18 protein-coding genes are annotated in these 18,697 nt (G+C 64.1%); 16 read left to right on the top strand and 2 right to left on the bottom strand.

Going from position 1 to position 18,697, the window contains the following annotated elements; all coding sequences use genetic code 11:
* Positions 1-33 precede the first annotated feature (33 nt).
* From LVJ94_05435 to paaC (LVJ94_05400), 8 genes are all read left to right on the top strand, one after another.
* The gene (locus tag LVJ94_05435) at positions 34-1,287 is read left to right on the top strand and encodes an MFS transporter (GenBank protein WXB06675.1); all 1,254 of its coding nucleotides are present in this window, start codon (positions 34-36) and stop codon (positions 1,285-1,287) included.
* Complete coding sequence (locus LVJ94_05430; protein ID WXB06674.1) at positions 1,184-2,392, top strand: hypothetical protein; 1,209 nt, start codon at positions 1,184-1,186, stop codon at positions 2,390-2,392. Before LVJ94_05435 ends, LVJ94_05430 begins: the two co-directional genes overlap by 104 nt.
* Before the next feature lie 335 nt (positions 2,393-2,727).
* Positions 2,728-4,359 carry a tannase/feruloyl esterase family alpha/beta hydrolase gene (locus LVJ94_05425; GenBank protein ID WXB06673.1) on the top strand — a complete coding sequence of 544 codons (1,632 nt, stop codon included), beginning with the start codon at positions 2,728-2,730 and terminating at the stop codon, positions 4,357-4,359.
* Positions 4,356-4,691 carry a hypothetical protein gene (locus LVJ94_05420; GenBank protein ID WXB06672.1) on the top strand — a complete coding sequence of 112 codons (336 nt, stop codon included), beginning with the start codon at positions 4,356-4,358 and terminating at the stop codon, positions 4,689-4,691. The genes LVJ94_05425 and LVJ94_05420 overlap by 4 nt, the downstream gene beginning before the upstream one ends.
* A 280-nt stretch (positions 4,692-4,971) precedes the next feature.
* Complete coding sequence (locus LVJ94_05415) at positions 4,972-5,577, top strand: class I SAM-dependent methyltransferase (GenBank protein ID WXB06671.1); 606 nt, start codon at positions 4,972-4,974, stop codon at positions 5,575-5,577.
* 171 nt (positions 5,578-5,748) lie between these two features.
* A complete protein-coding gene (locus LVJ94_05410) occupies positions 5,749-6,369 on the top strand; it encodes a TetR/AcrR family transcriptional regulator (GenBank protein ID WXB06670.1) in 621 nt (206 codons plus the stop codon).
* Positions 6,366-7,238: a phenylacetic acid degradation operon negative regulatory protein PaaX gene (gene paaX, locus LVJ94_05405; protein ID WXB06669.1), complete on the top strand. Its 873-nt coding sequence runs from the start codon at positions 6,366-6,368 to the stop codon at positions 7,236-7,238. The genes LVJ94_05410 and paaX (LVJ94_05405) overlap by 4 nt, the downstream gene beginning before the upstream one ends.
* Positions 7,239-7,346: 108 nt before the next feature.
* A complete protein-coding gene (gene paaC, locus LVJ94_05400; protein WXB06668.1) occupies positions 7,347-8,117 on the top strand; it encodes a phenylacetate-CoA oxygenase subunit PaaC in 771 nt (256 codons plus the stop codon).
* Positions 8,118-8,386: 269 nt separating this feature from the next.
* On the opposite strand, the gene paaZ is transcribed toward paaC (LVJ94_05400), so the two are convergent.
* Positions 8,387-10,423, bottom strand: coding sequence for a phenylacetic acid degradation bifunctional protein PaaZ (paaZ, locus tag LVJ94_05395; GenBank protein ID WXB06667.1), 2,037 nt, complete (start codon positions 10,421-10,423; stop codon positions 8,387-8,389).
* 114 nt (positions 10,424-10,537) lie between these two features.
* Between paaZ and paaG the strand changes: the two genes are divergently transcribed.
* Genes paaG through pcaF form a run of 3 tightly spaced genes read left to right on the top strand, consistent with a single transcriptional unit; the run spans position 10,538 to position 13,882 of the window.
* On the top strand, positions 10,538-11,347 hold the full coding sequence (gene paaG, locus LVJ94_05390; protein WXB06666.1) for a 2-(1,2-epoxy-1,2-dihydrophenyl)acetyl-CoA isomerase PaaG: 810 nt from the start codon (positions 10,538-10,540) through the stop codon (positions 11,345-11,347).
* Positions 11,344-12,639, top strand: a complete 1,296-nt coding sequence (gene paaF / locus LVJ94_05385) for a phenylacetate--CoA ligase (protein ID WXB06665.1) — start codon at positions 11,344-11,346, stop codon at positions 12,637-12,639. The genes paaG and paaF overlap by 4 nt, the downstream gene beginning before the upstream one ends.
* Before the next feature lie 40 nt (positions 12,640-12,679).
* Entirely contained in the window at positions 12,680-13,882 is a 1,203-nt protein-coding gene (gene pcaF / locus LVJ94_05380; GenBank protein ID WXB06664.1) for a 3-oxoadipyl-CoA thiolase, read from the top strand.
* Positions 13,883-13,904: 22 nt separating this feature from the next.
* Here pcaF and paaX (LVJ94_05375) read toward each other — a convergent pair whose 3' ends face one another.
* Entirely contained in the window at positions 13,905-14,888 is a 984-nt protein-coding gene (gene paaX / locus LVJ94_05375) for a phenylacetic acid degradation operon negative regulatory protein PaaX (protein ID WXB06663.1), read from the bottom strand.
* Between the two features lie 116 nt (positions 14,889-15,004).
* Here paaX (LVJ94_05375) and paaB point away from each other — a divergent pair, with 116 nt between their 5' ends.
* The 5 genes from paaB to paaK all read left to right on the top strand — a co-directional run bounded on the left by paaB (position 15,005) and on the right by paaK (position 18,683).
* Complete coding sequence (paaB, locus tag LVJ94_05370) at positions 15,005-15,286, top strand: 1,2-phenylacetyl-CoA epoxidase subunit B (protein WXB10686.1); 282 nt, start codon at positions 15,005-15,007, stop codon at positions 15,284-15,286.
* Between the two features lie 91 nt (positions 15,287-15,377).
* A complete protein-coding gene (gene paaA, locus LVJ94_05365) occupies positions 15,378-16,346 on the top strand; it encodes a 1,2-phenylacetyl-CoA epoxidase subunit A (protein WXB06662.1) in 969 nt (322 codons plus the stop codon).
* A complete protein-coding gene (gene paaC / locus LVJ94_05360) occupies positions 16,343-17,101 on the top strand; it encodes a phenylacetate-CoA oxygenase subunit PaaC (protein WXB06661.1) in 759 nt (252 codons plus the stop codon). The genes paaA and paaC (LVJ94_05360) overlap by 4 nt, the downstream gene beginning before the upstream one ends.
* A gap of 8 nt (positions 17,102-17,109) precedes the next feature.
* Positions 17,110-17,607, top strand: a complete 498-nt coding sequence (gene paaJ / locus LVJ94_05355; GenBank protein WXB06660.1) for a phenylacetate-CoA oxygenase subunit PaaJ — start codon at positions 17,110-17,112, stop codon at positions 17,605-17,607.
* Positions 17,607-18,683: a phenylacetate-CoA oxygenase/reductase subunit PaaK gene (gene paaK, locus LVJ94_05350; protein WXB06659.1), complete on the top strand. Its 1,077-nt coding sequence runs from the start codon at positions 17,607-17,609 to the stop codon at positions 18,681-18,683. The genes paaJ and paaK overlap by 1 nt, the downstream gene beginning before the upstream one ends.
* The last annotated feature ends 14 nt before the right edge of the window (positions 18,684-18,697 follow it).

Raw genomic sequence — 18,697 nt, 5'->3', positions numbered from 1 at the left:
CGCCGTCATAGCCTCGCACCGGCCCTACCCGTCGTGCGCATCACGCTGGTCTGCTTCGCGGTCATGATGATCGACGGTTTCGACACGCTGATGCTGTCGTTCGTTGCGCCGCTGCTCGCGAAATCGCTGCACATCGATCATGCCGCGCTCGGTCGCGTGTTCGGCGGGGGCTTCGTCGGCACCGTGTTCGGCGGGCTAATCTTCGGCCCGGTCGCAGACCGTTTTGGCCGCCGGCCGATGCTGCTCGTCGCGCTCGTGGTCACGGGCGTGTTCACACTCGCGTGCGCGTTTGCCCAATCGGCCGCCTCACTCGCGGCGTTACGCTTCATCGGCGGACTCGGACTGGGGGGCGCGATTCCGGCGGTCGCGGCGATCACCGCGGAGAGCAGCACCGCGCAGCGACGCTCGTCGCTCGTCATTCTGATGTTCATCGGCTTTCCACTCGGCGCGGTGGTCGGCGGCGCAATCACCGCGGCGGTGATGATGCGCTTCGGTTGGCCGTTCGTATTCTTGATGGGCGGCGGCTTCGCGCTCGCCGTGCTCGTGCCGGTGCTGCTCGTGATCCCCTCGGCGCCCGCTGCTGGCGGTCGCGAGCCACGCAACCCCAGCGTGTTCGGCACGGTCGTCGGCGACGTGCTCGCGGACGGCCGGCTCGTGCCGGCGCTCGCGTTCTGGTTCGGCACGCTCGCGTGCATGATCCTGTCGGGCTTTCTCGTCAGCTTCATGCCGATGATCCTGAACTTCAACGGCATCGCGCCGGACCGTGCCGCGCTCGGCGCAGTCGTGCTGAACTTGGGCGGAATCACCGGCGCGCTGCTGCTCTCGGCGGTGGTCGGCCGCGTCGGGCCTTTCGGGCCGGTGGCGATCTCGTTCGCGTGCGGCGCGGGGCTGGTGTTCGCCCTCGGCCGCGTGATCGGCGCGGGCAACGCGGCATTCGGCATGCTGTTCGCGGTCGGCGCCTGTCTCGTGGGCGGCCAATTGACGATTCCCGCGATCGCGAGCCGGCTCTTTCCGACGCGGGTCCGCGCGGCCGGGATCGGCTGGACGATGGCGATCGGTCGCATCGGCTCGATCGTCGGGCCGACGGTCGGCGGCATCCTGCTCGCGCAGAAGTTGCCGCTCGACACGCTGTTCGCAATCGCCTCGCTGTTCGCGCTCTGCGGCTCGCTCGGGATTGGGCTCGTTGCACGGCGCCGCCCTCGCGACCGCAGCGATCCGGACGATCAGCACGCGCCGTCATCCGCGATCCCCCTCCCTCATCTCGAGGCCGGCCATGGAAAACATTGAACGCGGCGCCGCCGCTTTGACCCGTCTCCTGACACCGGTCCAGGCGCTGGCCACGAGCGGCGCCCGCGCAGTCGAAACCTTCGAGCTCGAAGGCCGGCTGCACGTTGCGATCCCGCAGCTCGCGCTCGACATACCTGGCCAAGCCGCCGCTATGAACGGCGGCGACAGCAACACCAACACGCTGATCTTCCGCTGGGACACGGACCGCTTCGTCGCATGCGACGCCCTGCCGGTGCCGGGTGGCGAGGACGCCGAGTTTTTCACGCTCGGCGCGCGTCGCTTTCTTGCGACCTGCGGCGTGCGCTCGGGCCGTGGCCCCTATTCGCTCGACGTCGAAGCCGTGCTCTACGAGCACGACGGTGCGCGCTGGCAGCGGTTCCAGATCTTCGATGTGTTCGCGGCGAAACAGTGGCGCTTTTTCACACTCGGCGAGCGGCACTTTCTCGCGCTCGCGCAGGGCGTGACGGTCGAAGGCACGGTACCGCGTCATCCGCGCGAATCGCGCCTGTACGAGTGGGACGGCGCGCGCTTCGTGCCGTTCCAGACGTTCGACGGACGCGGGGGCTACAACTGGGCGTTTGCGAGCGCCGGCGCGCGGCACTTTCTCGCATACGCGGACCACGTCGACGGCTCGCAGATCCATCGCTGGCACGATGGCCGTTTCGAGCCGATGCAAACGCTCGCCGAAACGGGCGGCCGCGCATTCTGCTTCTTCGAGGACGCGGGGACGTTGTGGATGGTCTTCGCGAACCTGACCGATACGACCCGCCTGTACCGCTTCGACGGCACACGCTTCGAGCCGGTGCAGACGCTCGGCGATGCGGGCGGCCGCGAACTGAAACTGATCGACGGAGCGCATGGCCGCTACCTCGTGCGCGTGTGCTTCATCACCGGCACACCGCACGACCCGCAGACGTCGCTGATGTCGCAGATCTACCGCTGGGAGCACGGCCGCTTCGAACTCGCCGACGCATTTCCGACCACCGGCGGCACCGATGCCGCCGCCTTCGTCGTCAACGGCCAGCGCTATCTGCTCGTCGCCAACAGCCTGACCGCGGAGGTCCGCTTCCGCGCGGACACGATGCTGTACCGCTTCGATGGCTGATCGATAGTAAGTAACTACTCACATTATCAAATTCCTATTTCGGCACCGTCCGGCCATGATGATACTGATTGCAATTCTCGCCCGGCACGAACGTGCGCTGTCTTATTGCTCCCGGACAATCGGGAGGCAATGGCGATCCATTACGCCCTGCGCGTGATTTTGCTAAAATCGCCCACCGTCTTATCTCGAATTACACTAATTTCAATTAGACCTCAGCACGCGAAATAATTGACGCAAAGCGCAAAACCTAAATCAACATTTCGGGACGTATAGGACTTGAATTAACCGGACAATCGGTTAATTATTAGAAATCCTGAATGGAGGAGGTATTCCCCATGACGAGCCGAATCTTCGTGTCGATCTGTGGATTCTGTGCAACCGCCGCGGCATGCTCCAGCGGTGACGGCGGTGCAACCGCGACATCTTCGGACGAGAGTCGCGCGCTCGCCGAGACATGCGGCGCGCTTGCAGGAAGGATGGTGCCACCGTCTTCCATCGCCTTGCCGACGGGTGGAGCGACGGTCTCCAAGGCAACGGTGGTCGCGGCGAGCGGCGCCACACCGGAGTACTGCAAGGTCGAGGGCGCGATTCGCCCGGTGGATCCCACTGCACCGCCCATCAACTTCCAATTGAACCTGCCGAGCCAGTGGAATGGCAAGGCCGTGCACTACGGCGGCGCCGGCCTCGGTGGACTCTTGGTGACGGGGGTGGACAACGTGCCCGCCGCTTCGGCCAACGCCGCATCACCCCTCGCGCGGGGGTATGCCACGTTCGGCAGCGACTCCGGTCACACGGGCCCGACCCCGGCCGACGGATCTTTTGCCCTGAACGCCGAAGCGCGGGCAAACTTCACCGGCGACCAATTGAAGAAGACGCACGACACGGCGCAGGTGCTGATCCAGGCACGTTACGGTGCCGGCGCCCAACGCATGTACTTCGCAGGTGGTTCGCAGGGTGGTCACGAAGCTCTCTTGGTCGTACAACGCTGGCCCAGCGATTACGACGGCGTGGTCGCCCACTCCCCCGCGCTGTCCTTCACCATGGTGATGATCGCGGGAAACCGTGTGGCGAAGGCCCTCTACGCGCCCGGCGCCTTCCTGAACTCCAACAAAGTCGCCACACTGCGCTCGGCGGTTCTCCGGGCCTGTGATGCGCTCGACGGGGTGCAGGACGGCATCGTGAGCGACACGAGGTCCTGCGAGACGGCCTTCGACGTGCAGAACAGCCGTTGCCCCGGCGGCGGCGAGTTCGGCGACTGGTGCCTCTCCGACGCACAAATCGCCGCCCTCAATACGATGAACACGCCCTTCAAGCTCGACTTTCCGCTCCAGGCGGGCCTCACCGATCATCCCAAATGGCCCATCTACCAAGGTGCAGAGATCGTCTTCCCCTTCGACTTTGGCATGAGCCCCTTCCCATCCCGCCCGCCGAGCCCGTTCAACGCCGGATTGCACGTGCTGAGTGATGCCGTCATTCGCTACTTCGTGACGAAGGATCCGAACTTCGATTCGCTGACGTTCGCTCCCAATGCCTGGCGTAATCAGCTGATCGCACTATCCAATCAAACGGACGCGCAAAACCCGGACATCTCCGCGTTCGAAGCGCGTGGAGGCAAATTGATAATCGTCCATGGAACCGGCGATTTCGCGGTGAACGTGGGCCTCACCAACGCCTATTACGCTCGTCTGGTGAGCACGTTCGGACAAGCGCGGGCCGATTCGTTCTTGCGCTATTACGTGATTCCCGGTCTCGGCCACGGCGCCGGCACGTTCAACGCAACGTGGGATTCCATCAGCGCGATCGAAAACTGGGCCGAAAGGGGCCAAGCCCCCGCCAACCTCGTTGCCACCGACGCCAATCTGACCACCCAAGGTCGCACGCGGCCGATGTGCCGTTATCCGACCTGGCCGAGGTACACGGGCCCGAATCCCAACGCGGCTGCAAGCTTCACCTGCGTCACGCAATGAACGCGCGAAATCTCCTGCCGCTGGCCGCCGTCCCCTTTTTCTGGCTCACGTGGTCCGCCTGCCAATCCGACAACGAGCGCGCGAACGATCCGAGCGACGGGTCCCAGGATGCGAGCGAACGGCGTGGTGATGCCAGCGAGCTGACGAGCGGCCAACAAGGGGAATGGCGCTACTACGCGAGCGATCTGGCGAGCAGCAAGTACTCGCCCCTGCGCCAGATCTCGCGCAGCAACGCGGGCCGCCTGGCCGAGGCATGGTCGTGGACGTCGCCCGACGACGCCATCGTGCAGGAGATGAACAAGGACGGCGTCAAGATCTGGCCCCACGCGTAAAAAGGGCATTCTCTACGTGCCGTCGGTGACACGCCCCACGGCGGTGTCCCTGCAGCTGTTTCTCGGGACGTCGGCGACCTCTACCAAGGCAAGCCGGGACGCTTCACGCTCTCGCGCTGCCGCGGGTGCGGCCACGTCTTCCAGAACCCGCGGCTCTCGATCGAGGCTCTCGCCTTCTACTACCCGCGACTTCTACGACGGCCTCGGTGGAGAAGAGCTCGCGAACCTCTTCGCATCGGCCCCAGCCGTATACCGCGAGCGCGCCGAAATGGTGGCGGCGGTGAGGAGTCCCGAGCGCTGGCTCGACGTGGGAGCCGGCCACGGGCACTTCTGCACCATCGCCCGCGACGCGCTCCCGAACACGCGCTTCGACGGCCTCGATCTTTCGCAGAGCATCGAGGACGCCGAGCGCCGCCATTGGATCGAGCGCGGCATCCGCGGGCTGTTTCCCGACGTCGCGCCCAAGCTGGTGGCCGAAGGCGCCTCCTACGATGTCATCAGCATGAGCCACTACCTCGAGCACACGACCGATCCGCGCGCCGAAATCGACGCCGCCTCGCGCGTGCTGCATCCGGGCGGCCTCTTTTTCGTCGAGGTGCCGGATCCCGACTGCTTCTTTGGGCGCCTGCTCGGACGCCAATGGATGCAGTGGTTTCAGCCGCAGCACCGCCACTTCCTAAGCGCGAAGAACCTGGGACGCCTTTTGCGCGAACACGGCTTCGAACCGGTTGCCTGGCACCGCGGCGAAGTGCATCAACCGGTGGACGTCACTGTCAGCACCTACCTGATGCTCGCCCACATCACGCCCCTCATCGATGGCCCCTGGCGCCGCACCTCCAACGGCGCCGCGGTGCAGCTCTTGAAAGGCGTGCTGCGGACCGTGTAGCTTCCCTTCTTCTTGCTCGCGTACCTTCTCGACCGAAGCCTCGCGCCACTGGCCCGGCGCCCGGGCTGGTCCAACACATACCGGGTCGTAGCGCGGCGGGTCTGACGATCGATCGACCATCCGGACAATCTTTGGTATGCGTCGTATCGTAAAGGATAGGACGGCACCCGGATGGCTCGCACGCGCGCTCGAGACTACGACACCAAGCGATTGGCCATCTTGCACAAGTCCGCCGAGCTCTTCGCCCGACATGGATATACCGGCAGCTCGATCAACATGATCGCCGAGGCCTGCGGTGTCTCCAAGGCGCTCCTTTACCACTACTACCCCGACAAGGAGGCGGTGCTCTTCGACATTCTGTCGCAGCATCTGGGGATGCTCGTCGCCGAGATCGAGAAGGCCGCGCAGTCGCACAAGAACCCGAAGAAGCGCCTCCACGCGCTCGCCGCTGCATTGCTCGAAGCCTACCGTGACGCCGACGCCGAGCATCAGGTGCAGATTGCCAATCTCAAGCTTTTGCCAAAAGAGAGCCAGGAAATCCTGCTCGTGATGGAGCGAAGGCTGGTCACCATCTTCGCCGACACCATTGCCGAGGCCCTTCCCGATGTCGGCCGCGGTCCGCTGCTCAAGCCGATCACGATGTCGATGTTCGGTATGCTCAATTGGCACTATCTGTGGTTCCGCGAGGGCAAGGGACTCAGTCGAGCGGAATATGCGCGGCTGGTCACCAGGATGATCACGGCGGGCGCGGGTCCCGCTGCGGCGGCGGTGACGGAGACGCCGAAGCCGTGAGGCATCGGGCGGCTCTCGCGCGGATTCTCGATCATGTCCGAGGCGAGCCGTCGCGCACGTGGTCCATCATCATTACGCTGTACGGCGATGCCATCGTGCCGCGCGGAGGATGCGTCTGGCTCGGTACCTTGCTCGCGTTCTTCGACGCCATCGGCATTTCGGGCGGCGTCGTGCGAACCGCCATGTCGCGCCTCGCGTCCGATGGCTGGCTGGAACGTCACCGCGTGAGCCGCAACAGCTATTATCGGCTCGCCGAAAAGGGCAAAGAAACCTTCCGCCAGGCGACGGAGCATATCTACCATCTGCGGCCGCCGCGGTGGCGCGGACATTACGAGCTCCTCCTGCCGGATGCCGGCATGGAACGCGAACCGATGCGGACCATCCTCCACGAGGCGGGATTCGGCGAGCCGGCACCAGGCATGTGGATCGCGCCTGCCGGAGCCTCCATTCCACATGCGGCGTCGGGTGTTCTCCGGCTGCATGCGAGCGGTGACAGCGACACCCATCGGACTCTCGCGGCACGCGGCTGGCCCTTGGAAGCCACGGCCCATGCGTACCGCCGCTTCATGGCGGCGTTCGAGCCGCTCCGAGCGGCGCTCGACGCCGGGCCGCCCTCCACCGATCGCGACGCGCTGGTCGCGCGGGTCCTGCTCATTCACGAATATCGACGCATCGTGCTGCGCGATCCCATTCTGCCCATCGAGATCCTACCCGAAAGCTGGCCCGGCTCCGCCGCTCGAAGCCTCTGCGCCGAGATCTACGCCCGCGTCCTCGAAGGCTCCGAACGCTGGTTGGACGAAAACGCGACCGACGAGACGGGCGGGGCGCTACCGAGCGCACGCGAAATTTACAAGCGATTCAAAGGGTAGAACCCCCTTCGCGGCGCAACGATTCCTTTCGTTTCGACATGTTACAGAGCTGATTTGACATTATATTTTCTGTTACATATATTTTTCGGACCGAGGGAGGACCGCGACATGGGATCCGTCACCCTGCTTCCGACGCCGCTCTTTCGTTACACGCTGCGCCGGGCCGATGACGCCTTGATTCTCGGCCATCGTCTCTCCCAGTCGTGCGGACACGCACCGACCATGGAAGAGGACATGGCCCTCGCCAACATCGGCCTCGACCTCATCGACCAAGCGCGGTGGCTTTATGCCTATGCCGGGCAGGTCGAAGCAGCCGGACGCGATGAAGACGCCTATGCCTACCTTCGCAACGCGGGCGGCTACGGAAACCTGCTCCTGGTGGAGCAGCCCCATCGCGATTTCGCGCGAACCATCGTGCGGCAATTTTTCTATTCTGCCTTCATCCATCCCTATTGGCGGGCGTTGACGCAATCCAGCGACGCGACACTCGCTGCCATTGCGGCCAAGGCGAGGAACCAATCGACCTACCATGTGAGCCATTCGGCTGCGTGGGTCATCCGTCTCGGGAACGGTACGGAGGAAAACCACAGGCACGTTTCGACCGCGATCGATGAATTGTGGCCGTTCACCGATGAGATGTTCGAAGTCGATACGATCGAGCAGCGATTGATCGAACGTGCTGTCGTCGTCGATCCGGCGAGCCTGCGTCCTAGGTGGGAAGAGACGATCGGCCGCGTGTTCGCTCGAGCCACGCTCGACATACCGTCCAAACGCCCGATGCGAAGGGGCGGACGCCATGGCCATCACGGCGAGCACCTGGCTCGTCTCTTAGGCGAGCTGCGGCACATGCAGCGCGCCTTCCGTGGAGCCTTCCAGTGAGCACGCCAAGGTGACTTGCGATGGAATGTAACGGTTCTCGAGTCTTCGCTGTGCGCGAACCGCGGAAGCGCGACGAAACCGGCGAGACCGGCGCGGTGTGTGGTTCAGAGAGAAAGGATCGCCATCACGTCTGGCGATCCTCGCATGAGAGACGGACGAGGGCGCCGGCCCCGCCGGGATTGTCCCGCTGCCGCTGCTTGACTGCAACACACTCTCCAGACCGGGACGAGTTATCGAAAGCCGCGTTACGTGCCCCTTGTGGACTTCGATCAGGTCCGGCGGCGCGCACTCATGGTGAGCAGATCGTAGCGGGCAACGGTTTCGTCTTGCTGGTTGAATACTTCTGCATCCCAGCGTACTTCGCCATATTCCGATTTCCGCGCCTGCTTTTGTTTCACCGTGAGCCGGACGCGGATCTCCTCTCCCGGGCAAACGGGCTTGAGAAAGCGCAGATTGTCCAAACCAATGTTGGCCAGAAGAGGTCCGGGCGCCGGGTCGACGAAGAGACCGGCCGCGAAGGACAACACGAGATATCCGTGCGCGACGCGGCCCGGAAAGAACGGATTTGCCTTCGCGGCTTCTTCGTCCATATGCGCGTAGAACGTATCGCCGGTGAACTGCGCGAAATGCTCGATGTCTTCGAGCGTGATCGTGCGCGCGTGCGTCCACACCGTGTCGCCGACCGCAAGCGCATCATAGTCGCGCGTGAACGGATGCGACATCGATACCGGTGCGGGCGCCCCCTTGATCCAAGCCCGCGTGAGGGCCGCGATTCGCCTCGGGGAACCCTGCACGGCCGTGCGCTGCATGCCATGGTAGACGGCCCGCAGGCCGCCCAACTCCTCGCTGCCACCTGCGCGCCCGGGGCCTCCGTGCACGAGCCCGGGCAGCGGCGAACCGTGCCCCGTCGACTCTTTTGCACAGTCTCGATCGAGCACCAACACGCGCCCGTGAAAGGGTGCGATGCCCGAGATCAGCGCGTCGGCGGAAGCCTCGTCGTAGGTGAACACCGATGCGACGAGGCTTCCCTCCCCTTTCGCCACCAAAGAGACGGCTTCGTCCAAATCGTCGTACGGCATGACGGTGGCAACCGGGCCGAAGGCCTCCGTCGCATGAACGTGGCGCGCTTCCCGCGGCCGGCCGCACCGAAGAAGCACGGGGCCCATGAACGCGCCGACGCGGATATCACCGCCGAGGACGTCCGCTTTCTCGGGGTCGCCGTACACCACTTCGGCCTCGCGCGCGATTTCGGCGATCCTCTTGCGGACCGCATCGCGCTGCGTCAGTCCGACGAGTGGCCCCATATGCACACCGTCCAGCCGAGGATCGCCGAGCGTGACCGTCGAGAGCTGCGTTTGCAGCGCGTCAAGGGCGGCGCCCTCGAGCGCCCTCGGGACGAGGATACGCCGGATTGCCGTGCACTTTTGCCCCGCCTTGACGGTCATCTCGCGAACGACTTCCTTCACGAAGAGATCGAACTCCGGCGTTCCGAAGGCGGCATCGGGGCCGAGCACCGCGGCATTGAGCGAGTCCCTCTCGGCGATGAAGCGAACTGCATTGCGCGAAACCGCCGGATGATTGCGCAACTTCTCCGAGGTTTCGAGCGACCCGGTAAACGACAGCACGTCCTGCCCCCCGAGATGATCGAGCAGATCGCCGGGAGAACCGCAAATGAGTTGCAGTGTTCCCGGAGGCAGAATGCCCGACTCGATGATGCTGCGGACCATGGCCTGCGTGACGTAAGTCGTCTGCGTGGCCGGTTTGGTGATGACCGGAAGACCGGCAAGCAACGCCGGCGCAAGCTTCTCCAGCGTTCCCCAACAGGGGAAGTTGAAGGCATTGATGTGAACGGCGACGCCGCGCAACGCTGTCAGCACGTGGGCGCCGACGAAGTTGCCGCCCTTGGAGAGCGACTCCGTCGGCCCTTCCACGACGAAGCGCTCACTCGGCAATTCGCGCCGCCCGCGCGATGCGTACGCGAACAAGGTGCCGATGCCGCCGTCGATGTCGATGGCATTGTCTCGTTTGGTCGCACCGGTATCGGCCGCGAGCGCATAGAGCGGCTCCTTGCGAGCGTTGAGGTACTCCGCCAGCGCCCGGAGGAGATCGGCGCGCTGGTGGAAGGTGAGCGCGCGCAACGCTGGCCCGCCGACGGTACGTGCATGATGCACCATCTCGCCGAAGTCGAGGCCCAAACTCGATATGCGGGCCACGGTGTGCCCATCGATGGCGCTCGGTATGTCGACCAGTCGGGTCGACGGCGCGATCCATCGATCTTTGACGTAGCTGTCGAGGAGGATGCTCATATTCCGTCTCCGCTATGCGGCTGTCCATTGACAAATGTCGAACTCCAGCAATCATTAACCAGTCGTCCGGTTAATTCAAGACCGGATGTGAAGGCCCACCGAGGAGGACGCGACATGGAGTCTGAATTACTCGTGGATCGCCGCGAAGGCTGGATGGTGCTCACGTTGAATCGACCGGAGCGGCTGAATGCCTTGAACGAGAAGCTGCACCGGCTGCTCGCGGAGGCTCTCGAAGAGGCAGCCCACGAGAGCTGTCGCGCGGTGCTGCTCACGGGCACCGGGCGCGCCTTCTGCGCCGGGGAGGACGTCGGTGGTCTGGCGCTCGCAGCGGCCGAATTTCAACGCAGCGGCGCCCTCCCGCCGGATCTCGGTGTCACGGTCGAGGCGCATTACAATCCACTCATCCGCCGCATTCGCCGGCTGCGCAAACCCGTGGTGTGCGCCGTCAATGGAGTGGCCGCGGGCGCAGGCGCGAACATCGCGCTCGCGTGCGACATCGTTCTCGCCGCCCGGTCGGCCAAGTTCGTTCAGGCCTTTGCGAGCATTGGCTTGGTACCCGATTCGGGCGGCACGTTCTTCCTTCCGCGCCTCATTGGAGAAGCCCGCGCCCGTGCGCTCGCATTGCTCGGCGAGCCACTGCCCGCGGAAACGGCCCAGGCCTGGGGACTGATCTGGCAGGTGGTCGACGACGGGGCCCTGCGGGGCGAAGCGGAGAAATTGGCCGCCCGCCTCGCGAAGGGCCCGACGTTGAGCCTCGCGTGGATCAAGGAAGCACTCAATGCTTCGAGCGCCAACGATCTCGATGCGCAGCTCGATCTCGAGCGCAATCTGCAGAGCCTTGCGGGTCGCACCCCCGACTATCGGGAGGGCGTCCTCGCCTTCTTGGAAAAGCGTCCAGCCAACTTTACCGGACGGGCATCATGACGATGATGGCAGCTTCCGACGTGACCGAGCGCGTGTCGCGGGATCGCATCGTATCGCTCCAGACGGAACGGCTCGCCTGGTCGCTGCGACATGCCTACGAGAACGTACCGCTCTACCGAGCGAAGTGCGTCGCGGCGGGGGTTCATCCTTCCGACTTTCGCGGGCTGTCGGATCTCGCGAGATTCCCATTCACGGTCAAACACGATCTGCGGGCAAGCTATCCATTCGGCATGTTCGCCGTGCCGCGTGAGAAGCTCGCACGCATCCATGGATCGTCCGGCACCACGGGCAAGCCGATTGTCGTGGGCTACACGAGGGCCGATCTCGACATGTGGGCCGACGTCATGGCGCGCTCCCTGCGCGCGGCCGGAGCACGGCCCGGCATGATGGTCCACATCGCCTACGGCTACGGCCTCTTTACCGGGGGACTGGGAGCACACTGCGGTGCCGAGCGCCTCGGGTGCTCCGTCGTGCCCATGTCCGGCGGCATGACCGAACGCCAAGTGCAGCTCCTGGTCGATTTCAAGCCGGACGTCATCATGGTCACTCCGAGCTACATGCTCGCGATTCTCGACGGCTTCGTCAAAGCGGGGCTCGACCCGCGCGCGAGCTCGCTGCGCTTCGGCATTTTCGGCGCCGAACCGTGGACGAATCCGATGCGCCAGGAAATCGAGCGCAACTTCGCCATGGACGCGACGGATATCTATGGCCTCTCCGAAGTCATCGGGCCCGGCGTCGCCCAGGAATGTGTCGAAACCAAAGACGGGCTGCACATTTGGGAGGACCAATTTTTCCCCGAGATCATCGATCCCGAGACCGGTGAAGTGCTCCCCGACGGCGCACGCGGGGAGCTCGTTTTCACCTCGCTCACCAAAGAAGCCCTCCCCGTCATCCGCTACCGCACGCGCGATCTCACCCGCCTTTTTCCCGGAACCGTCTGGCCCGCGATGCGGCGCATGGAGAAGGTCACGGGCCGATCCGATGACATGATCATCTTGCGCGGGGTCAATCTCTTTCCCAGCCAGATCGAGGAAGCATTGCTCGCTACGGAATGGTGCGCAGGCCATTTCGTGATCGAGCTGACACGCAACGGCCGTATGGACGAGATGACCGTGCAGGCCGAGGCGCGCGAGGACCATTGGGACGGCAAAGGCATCACGGGCGCCGCCGAGCGGTTCGTCGCGAAAATCAAGGACACGATTGGCGTCACGACGCGCGTCGTGATCCATCCGCCAGGCGCGCTCGAACGATCCGTGGGCAAAGCGAAGCGGGTGATCGACAAGCGCGCCTAACGCAGGCGTAAGGAAAACTCGAAACAGAAGGATACCGAAGATGAGGCACGCGTTTCTTTGTTCTCCCGTTCGGACCCCCATCGGACGCTTCGCCGGCGGCCTCTCGACCGTGCGCACCGACGATCTCGCGGCGTTGCCACTTCGCGCGCTATCGATGAAAAATCCTCGGCTCGACTGGGAGCTCGTGGATGACGTCATCCTTGGTTGCGCCAACCAGGCCGGTGAAGACAACCGCAACATCGCACGCATGGCCGTGCTGCTCGCGGGGCTCCCGGTGCGTGTACCTGGCATCACCGTCAATCGGCTCTGTGGCTCGGGTCTGCAAGCCGTGCTCGATGCCGCCGCACGCATCCGCACGGGAGATGCGGAGCTGCTGATCGCGGGCGGCGTGGAGGGCATGTCGCGCGCGCCCTACGTCGTCGGAAAAGCCGACGGTGCCTTTGGGCGAACGCAGACGCTGGAAGACACCACCATGGGGTGGCGCTTCGTCAATCCGGCCATGCGCGCGAGCTATGGCGTCGAGACCATGCCGGAGACGGCAGAGAACGTGGCCGCGGAGCGGAGCATCACGCGCAGCGATCAGGACGCGTTCGCGCTCCGCTCGCACCAGCGAGCCACGGCCGCCCGTGAGCGCGGTCGGCTCGCGCGGGAGATCGAACCCGTGACCGTGAGGGTCAAGAAGGCGACGTCGAGCGTGGCGCACGACGAGCAGATTCGCGCCGACACCTCACTCGAAACGCTCTCCAAATTGCCCGCTCCATTTCGCGCGAACGGCACGGTGACGGCGGGCAACGCGTCCGGCATCAACGACGGAGCCGCCGCGATGATCGTGGCGAGTGAAGAGGCCATCACGCGCCACGGCTTGTCACCTCTCGCTCGCATCACCGGCGGCGCGGTGGCCGGCGTCGAACCTCGGCTCATGGGCCTCGGCCCGGTGCCGGCCACGCTCGCACTGCTCGCGCGTCAGAACTTGGCCATCGGCGCATTCGACGTCGTGGAGCTGAACGAAGCCTTCGCGGCGCAAGCCCTCGCGTGCCTTCGCGCGCTGGGTCTTCCCGATGATGCGGAGCACGTGAACCCGAACGGCGGCGCCATCGCGCTCGGGCACCCCCTGGGCATGAGCGGCGCGCGCCTCGCCGGTAGCGCGGCATTGGAGCTCGTGGAACGCGGGGCGAGGCGGGCGCTCGTCGCCATGTGCATCGGTATCGGACAAGGTATCGCGATTTCACTCGAGCGCGCTTAACACCACTGCGGGAGGTTGCGGGTCAGCGCTCGAGCCCACCGAAGCGCCGATAGAAATCAGGCGCTGCCTCACCCAGGCGGCCATGTGGACCTTCCAGGTTGTCGCAAATATGTACTTCGGCCTGCCGGTAGCAGAGGCGATACAGCTCGCAGCATAGGTCGTACGCTGTGTACCCCGGCCAGCCTGCGGGGAGCATCTCGGCAGGGAAATGCGGATCGTGCAAGGTGACGCGGCGAAACCAGTGGAGCAAGAGCGTCCGCACGACGAACGCCTGCTCGGGATGGATCGAGCCCTCCTCGAGAAGGTCCCGTAGCGACTCGAACCGAGAGACGAATTGTCGATATCCATCGGCGAGCCCCCGAAGATTCCAGCACTCGTCGACCAGCTCGCGCATCGGTCGAGCGTAGACGCCCTCGACGTCTCTGGCCGAAAGCACGAGAGCTTTGCTCTGGCGCGTCTCGAGGATCTCGGCCAACACGGCGGTATTGGCCGCGGGATGACCGAAGACACCGGGCGCGATCAGGCCGAATCCCTCCCATTCCAACTCGCGACGCAGCGCCGCGCGATCGGCCGACTCCTGCGCACCGCGCAGCAGCAGCACCAGGGTCCACGCTCCGTCCCATCGCCGCGACGGCACGGTATAAATCCGCCGGGTCGCATGCTCGAACCGACGCAATCCGGACGCCGTCAGAGAATAGAGACTACGACGGCCGTCGCGCCGCGATTCGAGCCAGTCTTCGAGCGTGAGCCGAAAAGCACTCGTCCGCACCAGGCGGTCACTGATCCCGAAATGACCCATGACTCCAATGAGCCCGCCCAACCATGTCGCGCCACCGTGAGGTGCGATCGAGTCACCGAAGATGGTGGCCATCAACGACTTGGCGTGCGGGGGATGCTCCTCGAGACATCGCTGGATCCATTTGCCCACCGCCGCGTCCATGTGAGGACTCTTGGCGGCCCCCGCCCCCGACGAGGACGTCCGCCCCTTCGCTTCTCGACGCACCATGACAATATGATACACAAATTTTATACATGTGACTTATTCAGATAAATGATTGGCAAGATCGTATGCTGATCCTCGGCGTCCGCGATGGTTGGCGGACCGCGAAGGCGAGGATACGCATGAAGGATTGGCCGCTCTGGGAAATCTTCATCCGCAGTCAGCATGGGCTGGCGCACAAGCACGTCGGCAGCCTCCGAGCCGCCGATGCGGAGATGGCGATCAAGAACGCGCGCGACGTCTACACCCGCCGCAATGAGGGCACCAGCATCTGGGCGGTACGATCGGCCGACATTGCTGCTAGCAACCCCGGCGACAAGCAGCCACTCTTCGATCCGGCGAACAGCAAGATTTATCGGCATCCGACCTTCTTTCCCATGCCGGACGGGGTGAAGCACCTTTAGCCGACCCATATGATACGGCTTTGGAAATGACACGATATATTCGCGGCCTATTTCATTCTGTATCGTATGACGAATACGTCAGGAGGCTTTCATGTATGCCCAACTCGTGGACGTCGAACGCTCGGACCCGACGGCCCCCGACGAGCCATCGTTCCAACAGCGGATCGACGCAGGGATCAAAATCGAGCCCAGGGACTGGATGCCAGAGGGCTACCGCAAGACATTGGTCCGGCAGATCTCCCAGCACGCGCATTCGGAGATCGTAGGACAGCTTCCGGAGGGGAACTGGATCACGCGGGCTCCCACGCTGCGCCGCAAGTCGATCCTCCTCGCCAAAGTCCAAGACGAAGCTGGACACGGACTTTATCTCTACAGCGCCGCCGAGACACTCGGCGCTGCCCGCGAAGACCTTTTGACCGATCTGCATTCGGGACGGGCCAAGTACTCCAGCATTTTCAACTACCCGACCTTGAGCTGGGCCGACATCGGCGCCATTGGCTGGCTGGTCGACGGCTCGGCCATCATCAATCAGATACCATTGTGTCGTTGCTCTTACGGACCGTATGCACGCGCGATGGTCCGCGTGTGCAAAGAGGAAGCCTTTCACCAGCGGCAAGGCTTCGACATCATGCTGACGCTCTGCCGCGGCACCCCGGAGCAAAGGTCGATGGCCCAAGACGCGCTCGACCGGTGGTGGTGGCCTTCGGTGATGATGCACGGACCGCGCGACGAGGACTCCGTCAATAGCGCCCAGTCGATGCAATGGAAGATCAAGCTCCACTCCAACGACGAGCTGCGCCAGAAATTCATCGATCAGACGGTTCCGCAGGCCGAATTTCTCGGTCTGACCATTCCCGATCCTGGACTGAAATGGAATGCCGAGCGTCAGCACTACGACTATGGGGAGCCGAACTGGCAGGAGTTCTGGAATGTCATCAAAGGCGGCGGGCCGTGCAATCGTGAACGCCTCCGCGCGCGGGTCAAAGCCTACGAGGATGGCGCATGGGTGCGCGCCGCTGCCCTCGCGCACGCCGAAAAGCGCGCAAAGAGGCAACCATGACGAACGATCTGGCTCCCGTCGAGTTCCTGCTCGGACTCGGCGACAATTGCCTCGTTCTGGGCCAGCGCCTCTCCGAGTGGTGCGGCCATGGCCCGGCGCTGGAAGAGGACATCGCCTTGACCAACACCGCGCTCGATCTCGTCGGGCAGGCGCGCCTTTGGCTGACCTATGCGGGTAGCGTCGAGGGGCTGGGGCGGGACGAGGACGAGCTGGCCTTCCTGCGCGATGCGCACCAGTTTCGCAACGTGCTGCTCGTCGAGCAACCGAATGGTGACTATGCGAGCACCCTGGCGCGCCAGTTCTATTTCGACGCGTGGCACTGTCTGTTGCTACAGGGGCTGACGCGTTCCTCCGATGCGCGCACCGCCGCCATCGCCGAGAAATCGCTCAAAGAAGCGACCTACCATGCACAGCGCAGCAGCGAGTGGATCGTCCGTCTGGGCGACGGTACCGACGAGAGTCACGCCCGCATTCAGGCCGCGCTCGACGCCCTCTGGCCGTACACCGGAGAGTTGTTCGAGCCGACCCACGCCGAACGGACATGGGCCCTGAGCGGCATCGCGACCGACGTGGCCGCCCTGCATGATCCGTGGATGGCCCACGTCACGCGCGAGCTGACGGAAGCCACGCTGCGCATCCCGTCGTCGGGTTGGATGCACCAAGGCGGCAAACGAGGTCGGCACACCGAGCACCTCGGCCATCTTCTGCCGGAGATGCAGTTTCTCCAGCGAACTTACCCGGGATGCTCGTGGTGATGTCCCCGATGAGTCACCGCGAATTCCTACCGATCTGGGAGTCGCTGGAAGAAGTGCCCGATCCGGAAATCCCCGGGATCTCGATCGTGGATCTGGGCATCGTTCGCGAGATCGAATGGTGCGATGACGCGCTCACCGTGACCATCACGCCGACCTATTGCGGCTGCCCGGCGATGGCGACCATCGTTCAGGATGTCCGCACCGCCATACGCCGGCTCGGTATTTCGGAGTTGCGGATCGAGACCCGGCTCGCTCCGGCGTGGACCACCGATTGGATGAGCGAGCGCGGGAAAGTGGCGCTCCGCCAGCATGGCATCGCCCCGCCGGTTCGGACGACGATTCCGGCGAGCGCGCTCGGCCGCCGCGCGCCGCTACAGCCGAGCAAGTGTCCGCGCTGCGGCTCGACGGATACGTCGTGCATCAGCGCGTTCGGCTCGACGTTGTGCAAGGCGCTCTTCCGCTGCAATGGCTGCCTGGAACCCTTCGACCAATTCAAGAGCCACTAATGAGCAGGTTTCATACGTTGCAGGTCTCGGCGGTGCAAGGGGAGACGCGCGAAGCGATCTCGGTCGTCTTCGCCGTTCCCCCTGAATTGACGGAGACCTATCGATACGTTCAGGGGCAGCACCTCACCCTGCGCGCCTCCATTGGCGGCGAGATGGTTCGCCGGTCGTACTCCATCTCGTCGGCGGTCCAAGACGACGCGTTGCGCGTGACGATCAAGCGCGTGCAAGACGGACTCTTCTCGAACTGGGCCAACGACGAACTGCAGCCTGGCATGCCGCTGGAGGTGATGCCGCCATCGGGTCAGTTCCATGTCCCGCTCTCACCGGCGAACGAGAAACACTACGTTGCTTTCGCGGCGGGCGCCGGGATCACGCCGATCCTATCGATCATCAAGACCACCCTGCGGGCAGAACCCAAGAGCCGGTTCACGCTGTTTTATGGAAACCGCGCATCGTCGTCGGTGATCTTCCGAGAAGAGCTCCAGGAGCTCAAAGATGCTCATCTGTCTCGCTTCCGACTGATCTTCGTCCTCAGCCGCGAGCAGCAGGAGATCGATCTCCTGAATGGGCGTCTCGATCGCGCCAAGGTCGATGCCTTGCTGAAATGCTGGGTCGATCCCGACGACGTCGACGAGGTCTTCGTCTGCGGTCCGCAGTCCATGATGGATGACACGATCGCCGCGCTGCTGGCGAACTCCGTGCCCAAATCGAAGATCAAACAGGAATTGTTCGCGACGAGCCTCCCTCTGACCCGACTCCGAACCCGGTCGCAAAAGCCCAGCACGAAAGGCCAGTGCGAAGTGACCATCGTTCTGGACGGCCGTACGCACAAGCTCACCATTCCCAAAAACGAGAATACGGTGCTCGAAGCCGCGCTCCGCGAAGGGGTCGAGCTTCCCTACTCGTGCAAGGGCGGGATCTGCGCGACGTGCCGCTGCAAGCTCACGACCGGCGAGGTCGATATGGACGCCAACTTCGCGCTCGAGGATTACGAGATCCGGCGCGGCTTCATTCTCGCGTGCCAAAGCTACCCGGTGACCGACGAGCTCGGAATCAACTTCGACGAAGAAATTTAGGCAAGTAGAGGAGT

Source organism: Sorangiineae bacterium MSr11367 (assembly GCA_037157805.1).
Classification (GTDB): Bacteria; Myxococcota_A; Polyangia; order Polyangiales; family Polyangiaceae; genus Pendulispora; species Pendulispora rubella.
Note: the sequence above shows the minus strand (reverse complement) of the source record. Positions and strands in the feature narration are given on the sequence as shown.

Excerpts from the sequence above, each read along its gene's own strand:
- LVJ94_05425 (WXB06673.1), top strand. The coding sequence starts at position 2,728 with ATGACGAGCCGAATCTTCGTGTCGATCTGTGGATTCTGTGCAACCGCC.
- LVJ94_05420 (WXB06672.1), top strand. The coding sequence starts at position 4,356 with ATGAACGCGCGAAATCTCCTGCCGCTGGCCGCCGTCCCCTTTTTCTGG.
- LVJ94_05410 (WXB06670.1), top strand. The coding sequence starts at position 5,749 with ATGGCTCGCACGCGCGCTCGAGACTACGACACCAAGCGATTGGCCATC.
- paaC (WXB06668.1), top strand. The coding sequence starts at position 7,347 with ATGGGATCCGTCACCCTGCTTCCGACGCCGCTCTTTCGTTACACGCTG.
- paaZ (WXB06667.1), bottom strand. The coding sequence starts at position 10,423 with ATGAGCATCCTCCTCGACAGCTACGTCAAAGATCGATGGATCGCGCCG.
- paaG (WXB06666.1), top strand. The coding sequence starts at position 10,538 with ATGGAGTCTGAATTACTCGTGGATCGCCGCGAAGGCTGGATGGTGCTC.
- paaF (WXB06665.1), top strand. The coding sequence starts at position 11,344 with ATGACGATGATGGCAGCTTCCGACGTGACCGAGCGCGTGTCGCGGGAT.
- pcaF (WXB06664.1), top strand. The coding sequence starts at position 12,680 with ATGAGGCACGCGTTTCTTTGTTCTCCCGTTCGGACCCCCATCGGACGC.
- paaX (WXB06663.1), bottom strand. The coding sequence starts at position 14,888 with ATGGTGCGTCGAGAAGCGAAGGGGCGGACGTCCTCGTCGGGGGCGGGG.
- paaB (WXB10686.1), top strand. The coding sequence starts at position 15,005 with ATGAAGGATTGGCCGCTCTGGGAAATCTTCATCCGCAGTCAGCATGGG.
- paaA (WXB06662.1), top strand. The coding sequence starts at position 15,378 with ATGTATGCCCAACTCGTGGACGTCGAACGCTCGGACCCGACGGCCCCC.
- paaC (WXB06661.1), top strand. The coding sequence starts at position 16,343 with ATGACGAACGATCTGGCTCCCGTCGAGTTCCTGCTCGGACTCGGCGAC.
- paaJ (WXB06660.1), top strand. The coding sequence starts at position 17,110 with ATGAGTCACCGCGAATTCCTACCGATCTGGGAGTCGCTGGAAGAAGTG.
- paaK (WXB06659.1), top strand. The coding sequence starts at position 17,607 with ATGAGCAGGTTTCATACGTTGCAGGTCTCGGCGGTGCAAGGGGAGACG.